The following is a 15,256-nucleotide window of genomic DNA, read 5'->3' as shown; positions in this document are numbered from 1 at the left end:
CCAAGCTGCTTAGCCTATTCCGTGTTGTAAGGTAGCGCGCATGTCACTTTCGCGATTCGTTGAGAAGTGGACCACCCCTGCATATCCCCCTGACTCAGTCTCCGAGGAGGATTTGGGTGCTGCTGAGCAGCAGCTAGGCGTCCACTTTCCCGAAGACTATCGAAAGGCAGTACTTGACGTCGGGTTGCCTCGGCCCACGATCGCGCTTTTAAACGCGATCGTCGAGCGTAAACTGGATCTGCATGATCTTGCTAACTTCTATTCTCCGAAGGAGATAGTCGAGGAAACGCTTGGCTGGCGTGAAATCGGGATGCCTGACCGGCTTGTAGCTATCGCGAGCGATTCGTTAGGAAACAAGTTCTGCTTCAATGCAGACCAGCTTGGCGGTGAAAGCGCCGATATGCGGGCAATTTGGTTCTTCGATCACGACTTTGGAACCGTCGATGAGGTTGCGCCAAGTTTTCATGCCTGGATTGACGCCTTTTGCGAGGTTGAGCCGTGGCACGAGGAGCCGAGCTAAGTCCGCAGCAACCACCACGTCAGTCGAAGCCCGAAAACAAAAACCCACCACTGCGGGCGGGTCGCTGGAGCCAATTAGCACCATAGCCAAATTACTAGCATAGCTGCCGGCACAAAGCAAGAACAAAATACGTTGTGGCGGCAAAAAAGTGCGAATTCCTCACGGCCTCGCCTTGTCCCTCCTCAAGCGAGCATGCCCAACCAATTGCAAGGTCGCGTTCCTTCGCGCCCCCCTCTGTCCTGCCGGACATCTCCCCCTCTAGTGGGGAGATTGGCCATCATCTCGGCTTTCGCCAATTTCCAACGTTGCAGGAGCGAGCGAGGCGCCGAGGCTGCCAATCGCCCCCCTGGAGGGAGAGATGTCCGGCAGGACAGAGGGGGGCGCTGTCCCGCCAACTTCTGACGGGCGTCGAGGGCGGGGGTTTCGGCCTCATGCGAATTCCATGATCACCGCATCGACGGCAAGGCTGTCGCCTGGCCTGGCGTTGAGCTTCGAGACGATGAGATCGCGCTCGGCGCGCAGCACGTTTTCCATCTTCATCGCCTCGACCACGGCCAGCGTCTCGCCGGCCTTGACCTCCTGCCCCTCGGCAACGGCGATCGATACGACGAGGCCGGGCATCGGGCAAAGCAGCATCTTCGAGGTATCCGGCGCCACTTTCTCGGGCATCAGCCGTTCGAGCTCGGCGGTGCGCGGCAGCATGGCGCGCGCCGTCACCGAAATGCATTTCCAGGCAATGCGGAACCCGTTCAGCACCGGCCTGACTTGCGCCGCGACCTTGCGGCCGCCGACCGTGCCGCGCCAGATGAGATCGCCCGGCCGCCAGTCGGATGCCACCGTCAGCGGTTTGCCGCCGTCGATTGTGAGGTCGAGCTCCATCGGAATGGAAATCATGCCTTCGACGATGGCAACCGAAAGATAATCCCGACCGATCTTCACCACCCAATCGCGTTTCAAGGCGCCCGAATGCGGCGCCAGCCGCCCGCCCAGCCGGTCGAGCCGGTCGCGGCGCAGCAGTTCGACCGCGGTTGCGATCGCGGCCAGCACCGCGTTTTCTTCGCTGTTCGGCACAATGGGCGCGAAGCCGTCGGGATATTCCTCGGCGATGAACGCCGTCGATAGCCGCCCTTCCCGCCAGCGCGGATGCTGCATCAGCGCCGCCAGGAACGGTATGTTGTGCTCGATGCCGTCGACGACGAAACTGTCCAGCGCTTCCGACATCGCGTCGATCGCCGCCAGCCGTGTCGGCGCCCAGGTGCACAGCTTGGCGACCATCGGGTCGTAGAACATCGAGATTTCCGAGCCTTCGGTGACGCCGGTATCGTTGCGGATGACGATTTCGCCGAATTTTCCCTCTTCCGGCGGCCGGTATTTCGTCAGCCTGCCGATCGACGGCAGAAAGTTGCGATACGGATCTTCGGCATAGAGGCGGCTTTCCACCGCCCAGCCGTTCAGCTTGACATCGCTCTGCTTGATGGCGAGCTTTTCGCCGGCCGCCACGCGGATCATCTGCTCGACCAGGTCGATGCCGGTGACGAGTTCCGTCACCGGATGTTCGACCTGCAGCCGCGTGTTCATTTCCAGGAAATAGAAGTTTTTGTCGCTGTCGACGATGAACTCGACCGTGCCGGCGCTCTGGTAGTCGACGGCCTTGGCCAGCGCCACCGACTGCTCGCCCATGGCTTTGCGGGTCTTGGCGTCGAGGAACGGCGACGGCGCCTCCTCCACGACCTTCTGGTTGCGGCGCTGGATCGAGCATTCGCGCTCGCCGAGATAGAGCGTGTTGCCATGCGCGTCGGCGAGCACCTGGATTTCGATATGGCGCGGATCGACGATGAATTTTTCGATGAAGACGCGGTCATCGCCGAACGAGCTTTTGGCCTCCGACCGCGCCCGGTCGAAGCCGTCGCGCACCTCTGCCTTGCTCCAGGCGATGCGCATGCCCTTGCCGCCGCCGCCGGCCGAAGCCTTGATCATCACGGGATAGCCGATTTCGCCGGCTATTCTTTCGGCATGGGCGGCGCTTTCGACGACGCCGAGCCAGCCGGGCACCGTCGACACCTTGGCCGCGTTGGCGAACTTCTTCGATTCGATCTTGTCGCCCATCGCCTTGATGGCCTTGGGCTTCGGGCCGATGAAGACGATGCCTTCCTGCTCCACCGCTTCGCAGAAGGATGCCCGCTCGGACAGGAAACCGTAGCCGGGATGCACGGCCTCTGCTCCTGTGGCCTTGCAGGCGGCGATGATCTTTTCCGCGACCAGATAACTTTGCGCGGCCGGTGAAGGCCCGATATGCACCGCCTCGTCGGCCATTTCGACATGCACGGCGTCGCGGTCGGCGTCGGAATAGACCGCAACGGTGGCGATGCCCATCTTGCGCGCCGTCTTGATCGCGCGGCAGGCGATCTCGCCACGGTTGGCGACCAGGATCTTTGTGAACATGCAGGCCTCGTCCCTCGGCTGCCCTTCTTGTACGGGCTTCCCGTTTTATGGGCTTCAGGGGACCGGTCAAGGCAAAGTCGGAGCCTATCCCGCATGCAAATCGGCGGGCGCTGACGAAAATCCGGGGTCAGAACGTCGCTTCGTGCATAGCGCAGAGCTGAATGGTAAGTTAAATCTAACCTGGATTGCAGACTGCCTTGGGAGGATTGCCTGATGAAAACGCGCGCCGCTGTCGCCGTCGCCGCCGGAAAGCCGCTGCAGATCATGGAGGTCGACCTCGAAGGTCCGCGTGATGGCGAGGTGCTGGTCGAGATCAAGGCAACCGGCATCTGCCACACCGACGAGTTCACGCTGTCGGGCGCCGACCCGGAAGGCCTGTTTCCGGCGATCCTCGGCCATGAGGGCGCCGGCATCGTCGTCGACGTCGGCAAGGGCGTCTCCTCGGTCAGGAAGGGCGACCATGTCATCCCGCTCTATACGCCGGAATGCCGGCAGTGCCCGTCCTGCCTGTCGCGCAAGACCAATCTGTGCACCGCCATCCGCGCCACGCAGGGACAGGGCTTGATGCCCGACGGCACCTCGCGCTTCTCGATCGGCAAGGACAAGCTGTTCCACTATATGGGCTGCTCGACCTTCTCCAATTTCACCGTACTGCCCGAGATCGCGGTGGCCAAGGTCAATGCCGACGCCCCGTTCGACAGGATCTGCTACATCGGCTGCGGCGTCACCACCGGCATCGGCGCTGTGATCAACACGGCCAAGGTCGAGCAAGGCGCGACGGCGGTCGTGTTCGGCCTCGGCGGCATCGGCCTCAACGTCATCCAGGGCCTGCGCCTTGCCGGCGCCGACCTGATCATCGGCGTCGACCTGAACAACGACAAGAAGGCCTGGGGCGAGAAATTCGGCATGACGCATTTCGTCAATCCGAAGGAGATCGACGGCGACATCGTCCCGCATCTCGTCAACATGACCAAGCGCGGTGCCGACCAGATCGGCGGCGCCGACTACACATTCGACTGCACCGGCAACACCAAGGTGATGCGCCAGGCGCTGGAAGCCTCGCATCGCGGCTGGGGCAAGTCGGTCATCATCGGCGTCGCCGGCGCCGGCCAGGAGATTTCGACCAGACCCTTCCAATTGGTCACCGGCCGCACCTGGATGGGCACCGCCTTCGGCGGCGCGCGCGGCCGCACCGATGTGCCAAAAATCGTCGACTGGTACATGGACGGCAAGATCCAGATCGATCCGATGATCACCCATACGCTGAAGCTCGAGGACATCAACAAGGGGTTCGACCTCATGCACGAAGGCAAGTCGATCAGGAGCGTGGTAGTTTACTGAGGAGGAGGAGAAAGCCGCCGGCCAATCAGCCAGCGGCCGAAAATGCACATGTTCAACAAGGGAGGAGACAAAAATGCCGGAAAAACTGCATCCGAAAATCGACAATGGACTGCCCAGGGAAAAGGCCGACTTTGCCGGCGGGACGCTGGTCTGCGCCTGCACCAGCAATCCGGTCAAGGTGAAGGTCAAGGGCCAGATCGCCCACAACCATGCCTGCGGCTGCACCAAATGCTGGAAGCCGGAAGGCGCACTGTTCTCGGTCGTGGCGGTGGCCGGTACAACCGACGTGACGGTCACCGAAAACGGCGACAAGCTGAGGATCGTCGATCCGGGCGCGCTGATCCTGCGCCATGCCTGCACCGGCTGCGGCGTCCACATGCACGGCCCGGTCGAGCGCGACCACGCTTTCAAGGGGCTGTCCTTCATCCATCCGGAGCGCTTCCAGGAGGACGGCTGGTCGCCTCCGGGCTTCACCGCCTTCGTCTCGTCGATCATCGAATCCGGTGTCGATCCGAGCCGTATGGACGGCATAAGGTCACAGCTGAAGTCGATCGGGCTCGAGCCTTATGACTGCCTCAATCCTGGCTTGATGGACTATATCGCCACCTGGACGGCAAAGAGATCCGGCGCGTTGCCGGCCTAGTAGCCGCTCGACTATCATCGATCGAGCCGGGCGACGTCGCCCGGCTCTTTCACATTTGGAACAACGATGCCCGCACCCGCTATTCTCGTCGATGCCGATGCCTGCCCAGTGAAGGCCGAGGTCGAAAAGGTCGCCGAGCGGCACGGCATCGTCGTCACCTTCGTCTCCAATGGCGGCTTGCGTCCATCGCGCGATCCGATGATCCGCAATGTCGTCGTCTCCAAGGGTGCGGACGCCGCCGACGACTGGATTGTCGAAAATGCCCGGCCCAACGACATCGTGGTGACCGCCGACATCCCGCTTGCTGCCCGCGCGGTGGCGCTTGGCGCCCATGTACTCGGCCCGACGGGACGCCCGTTTACGCCTGAGACGATCGGCATGGCGGTGGCGATGCGCGACCTCAAGCAGCACCTGCGCGAGACCGGCGAAAGCAAGGGCTACAATTCGAGCTTCGCGCCGCAGGATCGCTCGCGGTTTCTCGGCGAGCTTGACCGCATCTTGCGGCGGGCGCTGAAATCCGCCTCAGCGGACTGAAACCATGACGACCGGTACCCCCACCAGGATGCCCATGCAACGCCACACGCCGTTCGCGCTGTCGGCCTGCATCGGCGTGGCAGCCTTCGCCGCAGCGCTGATCTGGCGTGCGCCGCTTGCCTATTCGATCGGCGCCAATGTGTTCTTTGCCGCCTATCTCTGTCTTGTCGTCGCTCACATGCCGCGGCTTACTGGCAGCTATCTGCGCAAGAATGCAGGCGACACGGACCTGCCGGTGCTGGCCATCTTCGCGGTCACGCTGGTTGTGGTCGCAATTGCCATCATCTCGTTGTTTCAATTGATCAACAGGGAGAAGAGCGCGGATCCCGTCGAGCTTACGGTGGCGTTGTTGTCTATCCCGCCTGGCTGGTTGACCATCCATGCGATGGCGGCACTTCACTACGCACATCTCTATTGGTTGGACGGCGACGCGATGGATGGCGACACCAAAAAGAAAATTCCGGTCGGCGGCCTCGACTTCCCGGGCGGCAAACGGCCGGAAGGCTCGGATTTCCTCTATTTTGCGACAGTGATCGGCATGACGGCGCAAACTGCCGACACCAACATCACAACCTCGCAAATGCGCCGTGTCGTGCTTGTGCATTCGATCCTGTCGTTCTTCTTCAACACGGTGATCGTGGCAGCCGCGGTCAACCTCGCAGTCAGCCTCGGCAGTCCGTAATAAATCCGGGATCGGGTGAAACATCGCTTAAGCTGGCGACGTATTGGGAGGAGAAGAGATCTGACAGGCCGCGGCGAACGTGCGGCCGGAGGGAACAACAGATGGAATCGCTTGCCAGAAACCAAGCCGCCGAAGCAGATACCGCCGCGCCGAGCGATGCGACGCTGATCTATCGGCAGTCGCGCTGGACGCGGCTGACGCATTGGCTGTGGGCGATCGCGCTGTTCTTCATGCTGCTTTCCGGTCTGCAAATATTTAACGCCCGCCCACAGCTCTACATCGGCAAGGAGTCGGGCTTTGGCTACAACAACACCATCTTCGCCATTGGCGCCGAAAACACGGTGACTGGCCCGCGCGGCTACACCGACATCTTCGGCAAGCGCTTCGATACCACCGGCGTGCTCGGCTGGTCGGGTCCGGCCGGCCAGGAGACCTCCCGCGCCTTCCCGTCCTGGGCGACGATCCCTTCCTACTACGATCTCGGCACCGCGCGCGTCGTTCATTTCTTCTTCGCCTGGGTGCTGACCACCACGCTGCTGGTCTGGCTGGTCGCCAGTCTGATCAACGGCCATTTGCGGCGCGATCTTGCCCCGCGCCTCGATGATTTCAGGCGGCTGCCGCGAGACATTGTCGACCATGCCAGGTTCAGGTTCCACCACAGGCGCGAATACAACACCTTGCAGAAGATGGCCTATGGCGGCGTGCTGTTCGTGCTGCTGCCGCTGATGATCATCACCGGCCTGGCCATGTCGCCGAGCATGAACTCGGTGCTGCCATTCCTGAACGACCTGCTCGGCGGCCGGCAGACGGCGCGCACCATTCATTTCACGGTGATGCTGCTGCTCGTCGCCTTCTTCGTCATCCACATCCTGATGATCCTGGCCGCCGGCCCGATCAACGAGCTGCGTTCGATTATCACCGGCTGGTATCGAACCGACCCGCCGGCGAATGGCGACAAAGCACCCGAGAGGAGCGCCTGACATGGCGAAATTCGAGATCAGCCCCAAGCTACAGATAAGCCGAAGAAAGTTCCTGACCTCGGCCAGCCTCGGCCTTTCCGGCATCATGCTTTCGGGCTGCGACGCCTTCGACAGCCAGCTTGGCGTCGGCGACGGCCTGCGCAGCTTCCTCGAAAGCGCCAATGGGCTGACCTGGCGGGCGCAGCGGCTGCTTGCCGGCCGTGACGCGCTGGCGCCGGAGTTCACCGAGGCCGACATTCGCCAGCCGCAGCGGCCGAACGGCGTCACCGCGCCCGACGACGATTTCTACAAGGGCCTGCTCGCCAACGATTTCGCCGACTGGCGGCTGGAGGTTTCCGGCCTCGTCGAAAAACCGCTGTCGCTGAGCCGCGAGCAGCTGATGAACATGCCGAGCCGCACCCAGATCACCCGCCACGACTGCGTCGAGGGCTGGAGCTGCATTGCCAAATGGACCGGCACGCCACTGTCGCTGGTGCTCGACCAGGCGGTGGTCAAGCCGCAGGCGCGCTACGTCATGTTCCACTGCCTCGATACGATCGACCGCAGCCTTGCCGGCGATATCAAATATTACGGCTCGATCGACCTGATCGATGCCCGTCATCCGCAGACGATCCTTGCCTATGGCCTCAACGGCAAGCCGTTGCCGGTCGAAAACGGCGCGCCGCTGCGCGTCCGCGTCGAGCGCCAGCTCGGCTACAAAATGCCGAAATACCTCACCAAGATCGAGCTGGTCGACGGCTTCGCCAATGTCGGCGGCGGCAGAGGCGGCTATTGGGAGGACAATGGCTACGACTGGTACGGCGGCATCTGACCGAAACCTGACTTAAGCCTCATCTAACTGTCGTCGTCGCTGTCGTCGCCGTCGCTGCGCAGGGCCGGATTCAGATCAGGATTGTCGTCAGGGGTAACAAGCTTCCCCAGCCCGTGCGGTCCTTGGTAGTTGCCGTGGGTATCGAAGTTGGGATTGCCCTGATTGTCGAATTGCGGCGTCGGATCGATCGATTGGTCGTAACGGCGCGGGCGCGGCTTCGGATAGTAATTGTCGGAATGATGGCGGTGCGAATTGCCGTTGTCGAGAATGGCGCCTACCACGCCGCCGACGATAATGGCTGCAGCGACGTCGCCAGCAGAGGGATTGCGGTTGGGGCCGGCGACTGCGAATTCGGCCGAGCAACCATTGTCGACCCAGATGCCGCCGCCGTCATAGCCCCAGCTTCTACCATATACGCAACGCGCCTTCGAAAGCCTGGAGGTCAACTGCACGCCACGTCGCGTATCGATCCCGCAATAGGAATAGCGGTAATCGGCGCTGGAGCAGACCATGCGTTTTGCCCCCGCAGCCTGCGCTGCCGCCGGCAGCAACGAAAGCTTCGCCGGGTTGCCCAGGATGCAAACCAGGAACATCATCGAACTGCTAACCGCCATCCGTGCCGACATCGCAACTCTCCATCAGGGTCCGCTATCGACAGAATGGCACCTCTGTGTAAATCTGACAACCGGACGGGCTCAGCGAGGTTATGTTAATGCGCGCTAAGATGATCGCCACAACTATACTTGCCCTTTCTGCCTGGTTGGCTTTGTCGCTGCTGCCAGCCCGGGCGGATGACAGCCTCAAGCGCATCATCGACCAGAAGACACTGACGGTCGGCGTGGCGCTCAACCCGCCATGGATCCTCAAGAAGGCCGACGGGAAGTTCGCCGGCTATGATGTCGACCTGACCAATGCGCTGGCGTCTGATCTCGGCGTCGACCTGAAGCTGGTCGAGGTGCATTGGAACGACCTCAAGACACGACTGCTCAAGGGTGATTTCGACATGATCGCGGCGGGCTACGCCAGCACGCCGGAACGCGCACGCGAGGTGGTGTTCTCCAACCAGACCGGTACCGCCGATATCCGCATGGTTGCGACGATCGCCAGCCTTGGGAAAAGGCCGGGAAAGGCAGTAGCGGCGCCGGGATACAAGATCGCCGTGTTGTCCAATTCCACCGATGAAGCCGCCGCGAAGGAAGCTTTTCCTAAGGCGACCATCCTGTCTTTCGACAATACCTCAGATGTTTTCGCCGCGATCATCGGCGGCGACGCACAGGCGATGGTCGCCACATCGCCAACGCCGCAAATGGCCGCCAGGCTCTATGACGCGAAATTGAAAATGGTGGGCGGTCCGCTGTTGCGGACGCCGGAGGCGTTTGCCATGCGGCCGGACGATGTCCGCCTCATCCAATACGTCAACAACTGGATCGGCGCGCGTACCGCTGACGGCACCATAGGCGGCGTGCGCCGCTACTGGTTCGGCAGCTTCAAATGGATGTCGCGGTTCGACACCGGCGCCAAGCCGGAACCTGCCAAGCAATAGGTTGGCGACCTGTTATGCGACCTTGTCGATCAGCGGCTTGAGCGCCGGGTGGATTTCCGGCGAGGCGTGCTTGATCAGCGTCAGCAACGCACGCTCGTTCTCCTGCAGCGGCCGGTCGCCGATGTGTTCAGCTAGCCATTTCGCCTCGCCGGCATCGACCGTCTCGGCGCGGCGGGCCAGAGCCTCGGCTGCGTTGTTCCTCGATTCCCATTCGGCCTCGACGTCGCCCGGTGAACGATAGGCCTCCATAATGCCGGACAGGCCACCCGACACCATGCGGCTGAAGAAACCGCCGATCTCCGGATCGGCCTGCTCGAAAAAAGCATCCCGGCGCAGCGCCACATCGCGCACCGGCGCTTCGTAGCCGGCCGAACACATGACGAAATTGGCGATCGCCTTGACGAACAGATCGTTCCACGACGGATCATTGTCGCCCGCCACTGTCCGCTCGTTGATCTTGAACAGCACCTCGGCCTCGGCGCGGCTGATGGCGATGTTGCCATCGCCGCCATAGGCGTAAAGGATGCGGCGCAACAGCTCGACCTCAGCCTTGGCTATCGACCCAGGGATAAGCCTGCCGCCGGTCGTCAGCGGCCCCTTGCCATCCACGACCGCATGAGCGACCTGCTCCAGCGCATAGCCGGAAAGCGTGCTCGGCGATGATTTGGCAACTTCCAGCACGTGCACTAGCAGCTCGAGTTCGGTTCGGCTGTCAACCATGCCGTCGCGCGAAATCGCCCGGATCAGCCAGTCGGCATTGTCCTGGGAAACATAGCCGGCCGGCTGTTCCTGGTGGACGATGAAGTCGGTGACGGCCTCGACGAAAAACTCGAGCCATTCCGCGCATTTGTCCCTCGCCGTCGCGTCGAGCGCAAACAGCGCCTCGGCCTCGCCGCGCGTTACCACGCCGTCGCCGAACACTTCGCCGCGCAGCATGACCACGTCTTCCGCCGTGATCCGATTTTTCGAGGTCAGCCCGGCCACTGGCGCGCTCATGATCAATTCGCCCATTTTGTTCCCCGCCCGCCGCCGGCAATTGCCGGCCCTTATCCGGCATATCAGCAAGGTCTTGAGAAACCGGCAAGCGGCGTGGTTAGCGAAGGCTTGCCTGTAAAGAAGGCCCGCAGAAGACTGCCAGTAAAAATGTCGCTGGCAGGTGACAAGGTGTCGTCCACGGGCTATGGATGACGAGTCGAGGGCTCTTAACCGAGTCCTACCTGTTTGCGGGAGAGAGCAGCGAGAGCTGCCGCCGAAGGGGAAATCGCCCGAAATCTCTCAGGCAAAAGAACCGTAGACGGGAAAGACACTCTGGAAAGTCGGGGCTTGCCCCCGCGCCGAAGGTGTAAGCGCTGCCGACAGAGTTACGGGGCGCGAGTCTCTCAGGCTTCAGACAGAGGGGCACGGACTGGTCGCCATTCGCGACCGCTTGCGTGCGACTCTGGAGATGACATGACGGGCGACGACACCAAACACCTTCCCCTCGAAGATCTGCACATGGCAGCCGGTGCGCGCTTCGGCGCCTTCGCCGGCTGGTCGATGCCGCTGACCTATCCGGCCGGCGTGATGAAGGAGCATCTTCACAGCCGCGAGCATGCCGGCCTGTTCGACATCTCGCACATGAAGCTGTTCGAAATCAGCGGCCCGGGCGCAGCAGCGCTTCTGAACCGCGCCTGCCCGTTCGATGCCGGCGCGCTTCAGGTTTCCCAGTCCAAATACACGTTCTTCCTCAATGAGGCCGCCGGAATACTCGACGATCTGATCGTCACCAGGCTCGGCGTCGAGCGCTTCATGATGGTCGCCAATGCCGGCAACGCCGCCGCCGACGAAAAGCATCTGCGTGAACTTGCCGAGGATTTCGACGTGAAGGTGGACGCGCTCGACCGCGTCTTCCTGGCCATCCAGGGCCCCGAGGCATGGGCTGCCCTTTCCCGCGCCGGCATCGAGACCGGTTCGCTGGTGTTCATGCACGGCATCGAGCCGCGCGAAAACTGGTTCATGAGCCGGTCGGGCTATACCGGCGAAGACGGTTTCGAGATCGGCCTGCCGGAAGCGGACGCGCGAACCCTCGTCACCAGGTTGCTCGAGGACGAGCGAGTGATGTGGATCGGCCTTGCCGCCCGCGACAGCCTGCGGCTCGAAGCAGGACTGTGCCTGCACGGGCTGGACGTCACGCCGGAGATCGATCCGGCCAGCGCCGGGCTGATGTGGGCCATCCCCAAGGAGGTTCGCGCCTCTGGCGCGTTCATCGGCGCCGATGCATTGCGCGCCATCCTGGAGCGCGGCCCGGCGCAAAAACGCGTCGGCCTGAAGCCGGACGGCCGCCAGCCGGTGCGCGCCGGTGCTGCCCTTTTCGACGCCGACGGCAACCCTGCCGGCCATGTCACCTCAGGCGGCTTCGGCCCCTCGGCCGGTCATCCGGTGGCAATGGGCTACGTCCGGACGCCGCTTGCCAAGCCCGGCACAAGACTGTTCGCCGATGTCCGCGGGACGAAAATCCCGGTCGACATCCACCCCTTGCCCTTCACGCCCCATCGCTACCGCAAAGGATGATTTCAATGGCAAAGACCTATTTCACCGAAGATCACGAATGGCTTCGCGTCGAGGGCGGCATCGCCACCGTCGGCATCACCGATTACGCGCAGCAGCAGCTCGGTGACCTCGTCTTCGTCGAACTGCCTGAGCCAGGGAAAAAGCTGGCCAAGGGCGATACGGCCGTGGTGGTCGAATCGGTCAAGGCGGCATCGGACGTCTACGCACCGGTCGACGGCGAGATCACCGAAGCCAACACCGCGCTGTCGGCCGATCCTTCGCTCGTCAATTCGGCGGCAACCGGCGACGGCTGGCTGTGGAAGATGAAGCTGGCCAATGAGAGCCAGCTCGACGGCCTCCTCGATGAAGCCGCTTACAAAGCCCATATTGGTTGATAGCAGGACCAGCAAGATGACCGCAGCACCCTACCCCTTCTCGGCTCGCCATATCGGCCCGGGCCTCCAAGACGTCAGAGCCATGCTGGCCACGATCGGCGTTCCCTCGGTCGAGACGCTGATCAGCCAGGCAGTGCCGAAGTCGATCCGGCTCGACCGTCCATTGGCCTTGCCCGCCGCTGCAAGCGAAGCGGAAGCGCTGACCGAGCTCGCGGCGACGATGGCAAAGAACACGGTGCTGAAGAGCTTCATCGGTACCGGCTATCATGGCGTCCACGTGCCGCCGGTGATCCAGCGCAACCTATTCGAGAACCCGGCCTGGTATACGGCTTACACGCCTTACCAAGCCGAGATCAGCCAGGGCCGGCTGGAAATGCTGTTCAACTTCCAGACGCTGGTCACCGAGCTGACCGGCTTGCCGGTGGCGTCGGCCTCGCTGCTCGACGAGGCGACGGCGGTGGCCGAAGCGGTCGGCATTGCGCTGCGCCATCATCGCGACAAGCGCACCGAGGTGGCACTGGCCGGCACGCCGCACCCGCAGACGCTGGACGTCGTTCGCACCCGCGCCGAACCGCTCGGCATCGAGGTCGACGGCGAGGTGATCGACGACAACACCGCCGCCCTGCTGGTCTCCTGGCCCGATACATTCGGCGTCTATGGCAATCACAAGGCAGCGATCGACAAGGCCCGCGCTGCCGGCGCGCTGGTCGTCTTCATTGCCGATCCGTTGGGCCTGACGCTGACCGACGCGCCAGCCAGGCTTGGCGCCGACATCGCCGTCGGCCCGATGCAGCGTTTTGGCGTGCCGATGGGCTTTGGCGGGCCGCACGCCGCCTATTGCGCCGTGTCCGACAGGCTGACGCGGCTGATGCCCGGCCGGCTCGTTGGCCAGTCGACGGACAGCAAGGGCCGTCCCGGATATCGCCTGGCCTTGCAGACACGCGAGCAGCATATCCGCCGCGACAAGGCGACCTCCAACATCTGCACCGCACAGGCGCTGCTCGCCAACATGGCGACGGCCTATGCGATCTGGCATGGCCCTGCCGGGCTGCAGGCGATTGCCGGCCGCGTCCACACGGTGGCCAACCGCCTGGCTGCCGGCCTCAAGGCAGCAGGCGTTTCGGTGCTCGGCGGAAGCCGCTTCGACACGGTGACCGTGGAAGTGAAGGGCAGAGCCGCCGCACTTGCCGCCGCCGCCGAGAAGACCGGCCGGCTGCTGCGTGTCATCGATGCCGACCATGTCGGCATCAGCTTTGACGAGACCTCCACCGAGGCCGATCTGGAGGCGATCGCAGCACTTTTCGGCGCCAAGGCCGGCGTTGCCGCCGGCAGTTCCATGCCAGGAAAACCGCGCGGCAAGGAGTTCCTCACCCAGCCCGTCTTCCGCGAAAACCACTCGGAAACCGACATGATGCGCTTCTTGCGCCGGCTGTCCGACAAGGACCTGGCGCTCGACCGCGCCATGATCCCGCTCGGCTCCTGCACCATGAAGCTCAACGCCGCCGCCGAAATGATGCCGGTAAGCTGGCCCGATGTCGCCAACCTGCATCCCTTTGCCCCGGCGAGCCATTCGGTAGGCTATCGCGCCATGATCGACGAGCTGGAAGGCTGGCTGGCGGAGATCACCGGCTTCGACGCGGTGACCCTGCAGCCCAATGCCGGCAGCCAGGGCGAATATGCAGGGCTGCTCGCCATTCGCGGCTATCATTTGTCGCGTGGCGAAGGCCATCGCACCGTCTGCCTGATCCCGTCCTCGGCGCATGGCACCAATCCGGCAAGTGCGGCCATGGCCGGCATGAGTGTCGTCGTCGTGCGCTGCACCGAGGACGGCAATATCGACATGGAAGACTTGCAGACCAAGGCGGCCGAGCATGCAAAAGACCTCGCGGCGCTGATGTTCACCTATCCTTCGACGCATGGTGTTTTCGAGGAAGGCGCGCGCGACCTCTGTGCGCTCGTCCACAGCCATGGCGGCCAGGTCTATTTCGACGGCGCCAATCTCAACGCTCTGGTCGGCCTCGCCCGTCCCGGCGATATCGGTGCCGATGTCTGCCACATGAACCTGCACAAGACCTTCTGCATTCCACATGGCGGCGGCGGCCCCGGCGTCGGCCCGATCGGCGTCAAGGCGCATCTGAAGCCATACCTGCCCGGCCACGTCACCGAAGGCTCGGCCCATGCCGTGGCGGCGGCACCGTTCGGCAGCGCCTCGATCCTGCCGATCACCTGGATGTATATCCGCATGATGGGCGCTTCCGGCCTGAAGCAGGCGACCGAGACGGCGATCATCTCCGCCAACTACGTGGCGACGCGGCTTGGCGAGCATTTCCCCCTGCTTTACAAGGGGCGCAACGGACGCGTTGCGCATGAATGCATCCTCGACACCCGCGTGCTCAAGGACAGCGCCGGCATCAGCGTCGACGATATCGCCAAGCGGCTGATCGACTATGGCTTCCACGCGCCGACCATGTCGTTCCCGGTGGCCGGCACGCTGATGGTCGAGCCGACCGAATCCGAGCCCAAGCGCGAGCTGGATCGTTTCTGCGAAGCCATGATCGCCATAGCCGGCGAGGCAGCCAAGGTGGCGAAGGGCGAATGGCCCTTGGCCGACAATCCTCTGGTCAATGCGCCACATACCGCCGCCGAGGCGTTGGCCGGCCAGTGGACCCATCCCTATTCGCGCCTGGAAGCGGCCTACCCCGCCGGCGATGCCGATACGGCGGCAAAATACTGGCCACCGGTGTCACGCATCGACAACGTCGCTGGCGACCGCAACCTGGTCTGCTCCTGCCCGCCGCTGTCGGAATATCTGGGTGCGGCGGAGTAGACCATGATC

Annotated in this window: 14 protein-coding genes and 1 riboswitch; of the genes, 11 read left to right on the top strand and 3 right to left on the bottom strand. The window is 63.1% G+C overall.

Features of this window, described 5'->3' with window-relative positions; genetic code table 11:
* Window positions 1-40: 40 nt before the first annotated feature.
* Entirely contained in the window at window positions 41-520 is a 480-nt protein-coding gene (locus tag NKH05_RS05360) for an SMI1/KNR4 family protein (protein ID WP_352855395.1), read from the top strand.
* 429 nt (window positions 521-949) lie between these two features.
* On the opposite strand, the gene NKH05_RS05355 is transcribed toward NKH05_RS05360, so the two are convergent.
* The gene (locus NKH05_RS05355; RefSeq protein WP_353025109.1) at window positions 950-2,962 is read right to left on the bottom strand and encodes an acetyl-CoA carboxylase biotin carboxylase subunit; all 2,013 of its coding nucleotides are present in this window, start codon (window positions 2,960-2,962) and stop codon (window positions 950-952) included.
* A gap of 213 nt (window positions 2,963-3,175) precedes the next feature.
* Between NKH05_RS05355 and NKH05_RS05350 the strand changes: the two genes are divergently transcribed.
* The 6 genes from NKH05_RS05350 (at window position 3,176) to NKH05_RS05325 (ending at window position 7,953) form a co-directional block, all read left to right on the top strand.
* On the top strand, window positions 3,176-4,303 hold the full coding sequence (locus NKH05_RS05350; protein ID WP_352855397.1) for an S-(hydroxymethyl)glutathione dehydrogenase/class III alcohol dehydrogenase: 1,128 nt from the start codon (window positions 3,176-3,178) through the stop codon (window positions 4,301-4,303).
* A gap of 73 nt (window positions 4,304-4,376) precedes the next feature.
* On the top strand, window positions 4,377-4,946 hold the full coding sequence (gene gfa / locus NKH05_RS05345) for an S-(hydroxymethyl)glutathione synthase (protein ID WP_352482184.1): 570 nt from the start codon (window positions 4,377-4,379) through the stop codon (window positions 4,944-4,946).
* A gap of 66 nt (window positions 4,947-5,012) precedes the next feature.
* Entirely contained in the window at window positions 5,013-5,480 is a 468-nt protein-coding gene (locus NKH05_RS05340; protein ID WP_352482183.1) for a YaiI/YqxD family protein, read from the top strand.
* A gap of 4 nt (window positions 5,481-5,484) precedes the next feature.
* Window positions 5,485-6,162, top strand: a complete 678-nt coding sequence (locus tag NKH05_RS05335; protein ID WP_353025107.1) for a DUF1345 domain-containing protein — start codon at window positions 5,485-5,487, stop codon at window positions 6,160-6,162.
* Between the two features lie 101 nt (window positions 6,163-6,263).
* Complete coding sequence (locus NKH05_RS05330) at window positions 6,264-7,142, top strand: cytochrome b/b6 domain-containing protein (RefSeq protein WP_353025105.1); 879 nt, start codon at window positions 6,264-6,266, stop codon at window positions 7,140-7,142.
* Window position 7,143: 1 nt separating this feature from the next.
* Window positions 7,144-7,953 carry a molybdopterin-binding protein gene (locus tag NKH05_RS05325; protein ID WP_353025103.1) on the top strand — a complete coding sequence of 270 codons (810 nt, stop codon included), beginning with the start codon at window positions 7,144-7,146 and terminating at the stop codon, window positions 7,951-7,953.
* A 23-nt stretch (window positions 7,954-7,976) separates the two neighbouring features.
* On the opposite strand, the gene NKH05_RS05320 is transcribed toward NKH05_RS05325, so the two are convergent.
* Window positions 7,977-8,579: a DUF3011 domain-containing protein gene (locus NKH05_RS05320; RefSeq protein ID WP_352495364.1), complete on the bottom strand. Its 603-nt coding sequence runs from the start codon at window positions 8,577-8,579 to the stop codon at window positions 7,977-7,979.
* A gap of 98 nt (window positions 8,580-8,677) precedes the next feature.
* Between NKH05_RS05320 and NKH05_RS05315 the strand changes: the two genes are divergently transcribed.
* Window positions 8,678-9,496 carry a transporter substrate-binding domain-containing protein gene (locus tag NKH05_RS05315; RefSeq protein WP_352586979.1) on the top strand — a complete coding sequence of 273 codons (819 nt, stop codon included), beginning with the start codon at window positions 8,678-8,680 and terminating at the stop codon, window positions 9,494-9,496.
* 12 nt (window positions 9,497-9,508) lie between these two features.
* On the opposite strand, the gene NKH05_RS05310 is transcribed toward NKH05_RS05315, so the two are convergent.
* A complete protein-coding gene (locus tag NKH05_RS05310; RefSeq protein ID WP_352547341.1) occupies window positions 9,509-10,507 on the bottom strand; it encodes a hypothetical protein in 999 nt (332 codons plus the stop codon).
* Between the two features lie 203 nt (window positions 10,508-10,710).
* Window positions 10,711-10,797, top strand: a riboswitch (glycine riboswitch).
* A 148-nt stretch (window positions 10,798-10,945) separates the two neighbouring features.
* Between NKH05_RS05310 and gcvT the strand changes: the two genes are divergently transcribed.
* The 3 genes from gcvT to gcvP are packed head-to-tail and all read left to right on the top strand — an operon-like array spanning window position 10,946 to window position 15,247.
* Window positions 10,946-12,046 (top strand): glycine cleavage system aminomethyltransferase GcvT, encoded by a 1,101-nt coding sequence (gene gcvT, locus NKH05_RS05305; protein ID WP_023720130.1) that lies wholly within the window; start codon window positions 10,946-10,948, stop codon window positions 12,044-12,046.
* A gap of 5 nt (window positions 12,047-12,051) precedes the next feature.
* Window positions 12,052-12,420, top strand: a complete 369-nt coding sequence (gene gcvH, locus NKH05_RS05300) for a glycine cleavage system protein GcvH (protein WP_352482176.1) — start codon at window positions 12,052-12,054, stop codon at window positions 12,418-12,420.
* 16 nt (window positions 12,421-12,436) lie between these two features.
* Window positions 12,437-15,247, top strand: a complete 2,811-nt coding sequence (gene gcvP, locus NKH05_RS05295; RefSeq protein WP_353025101.1) for an aminomethyl-transferring glycine dehydrogenase — start codon at window positions 12,437-12,439, stop codon at window positions 15,245-15,247.
* Window positions 15,248-15,256: the final 9 nt, after the last annotated feature.

Origin of the sequence: Mesorhizobium sp. M1399, assembly GCF_040317735.1 — a bacterium.
GTDB lineage: Bacteria > Pseudomonadota > Alphaproteobacteria > Rhizobiales > Rhizobiaceae > Mesorhizobium.
Note: the sequence above shows the minus strand (reverse complement) of the source record. Positions and strands in the feature narration are given on the sequence as shown.

Bases quoted from the DNA above. Each gene is read 5' to 3' on its own strand.
- NKH05_RS05355 (WP_353025109.1), bottom strand. From the start codon at position 2,962: ATGTTCACAAAGATCCTGGTCGCCAACCGTGGCGAGATCGCCTGCCGC.
- NKH05_RS05335 (WP_353025107.1), top strand. From the start codon at position 5,485: ATGACGACCGGTACCCCCACCAGGATGCCCATGCAACGCCACACGCCG.
- NKH05_RS05310 (WP_352547341.1), bottom strand. From the start codon at position 10,507: ATGGGCGAATTGATCATGAGCGCGCCAGTGGCCGGGCTGACCTCGAAA.
- gcvT (WP_023720130.1), top strand. From the start codon at position 10,946: ATGACGGGCGACGACACCAAACACCTTCCCCTCGAAGATCTGCACATG.
- gfa (WP_352482184.1), top strand. From the start codon at position 4,377: ATGCCGGAAAAACTGCATCCGAAAATCGACAATGGACTGCCCAGGGAA.
- NKH05_RS05325 (WP_353025103.1), top strand. From the start codon at position 7,144: ATGGCGAAATTCGAGATCAGCCCCAAGCTACAGATAAGCCGAAGAAAG.
- gcvH (WP_352482176.1), top strand. From the start codon at position 12,052: ATGGCAAAGACCTATTTCACCGAAGATCACGAATGGCTTCGCGTCGAG.
- NKH05_RS05330 (WP_353025105.1), top strand. From the start codon at position 6,264: ATGGAATCGCTTGCCAGAAACCAAGCCGCCGAAGCAGATACCGCCGCG.
- NKH05_RS05315 (WP_352586979.1), top strand. From the start codon at position 8,678: ATGATCGCCACAACTATACTTGCCCTTTCTGCCTGGTTGGCTTTGTCG.
- NKH05_RS05350 (WP_352855397.1), top strand. From the start codon at position 3,176: ATGAAAACGCGCGCCGCTGTCGCCGTCGCCGCCGGAAAGCCGCTGCAG.
- NKH05_RS05360 (WP_352855395.1), top strand. From the start codon at position 41: ATGTCACTTTCGCGATTCGTTGAGAAGTGGACCACCCCTGCATATCCC.
- NKH05_RS05340 (WP_352482183.1), top strand. From the start codon at position 5,013: ATGCCCGCACCCGCTATTCTCGTCGATGCCGATGCCTGCCCAGTGAAG.
- gcvP (WP_353025101.1), top strand. From the start codon at position 12,437: ATGACCGCAGCACCCTACCCCTTCTCGGCTCGCCATATCGGCCCGGGC.
- NKH05_RS05320 (WP_352495364.1), bottom strand. From the start codon at position 8,579: ATGTCGGCACGGATGGCGGTTAGCAGTTCGATGATGTTCCTGGTTTGC.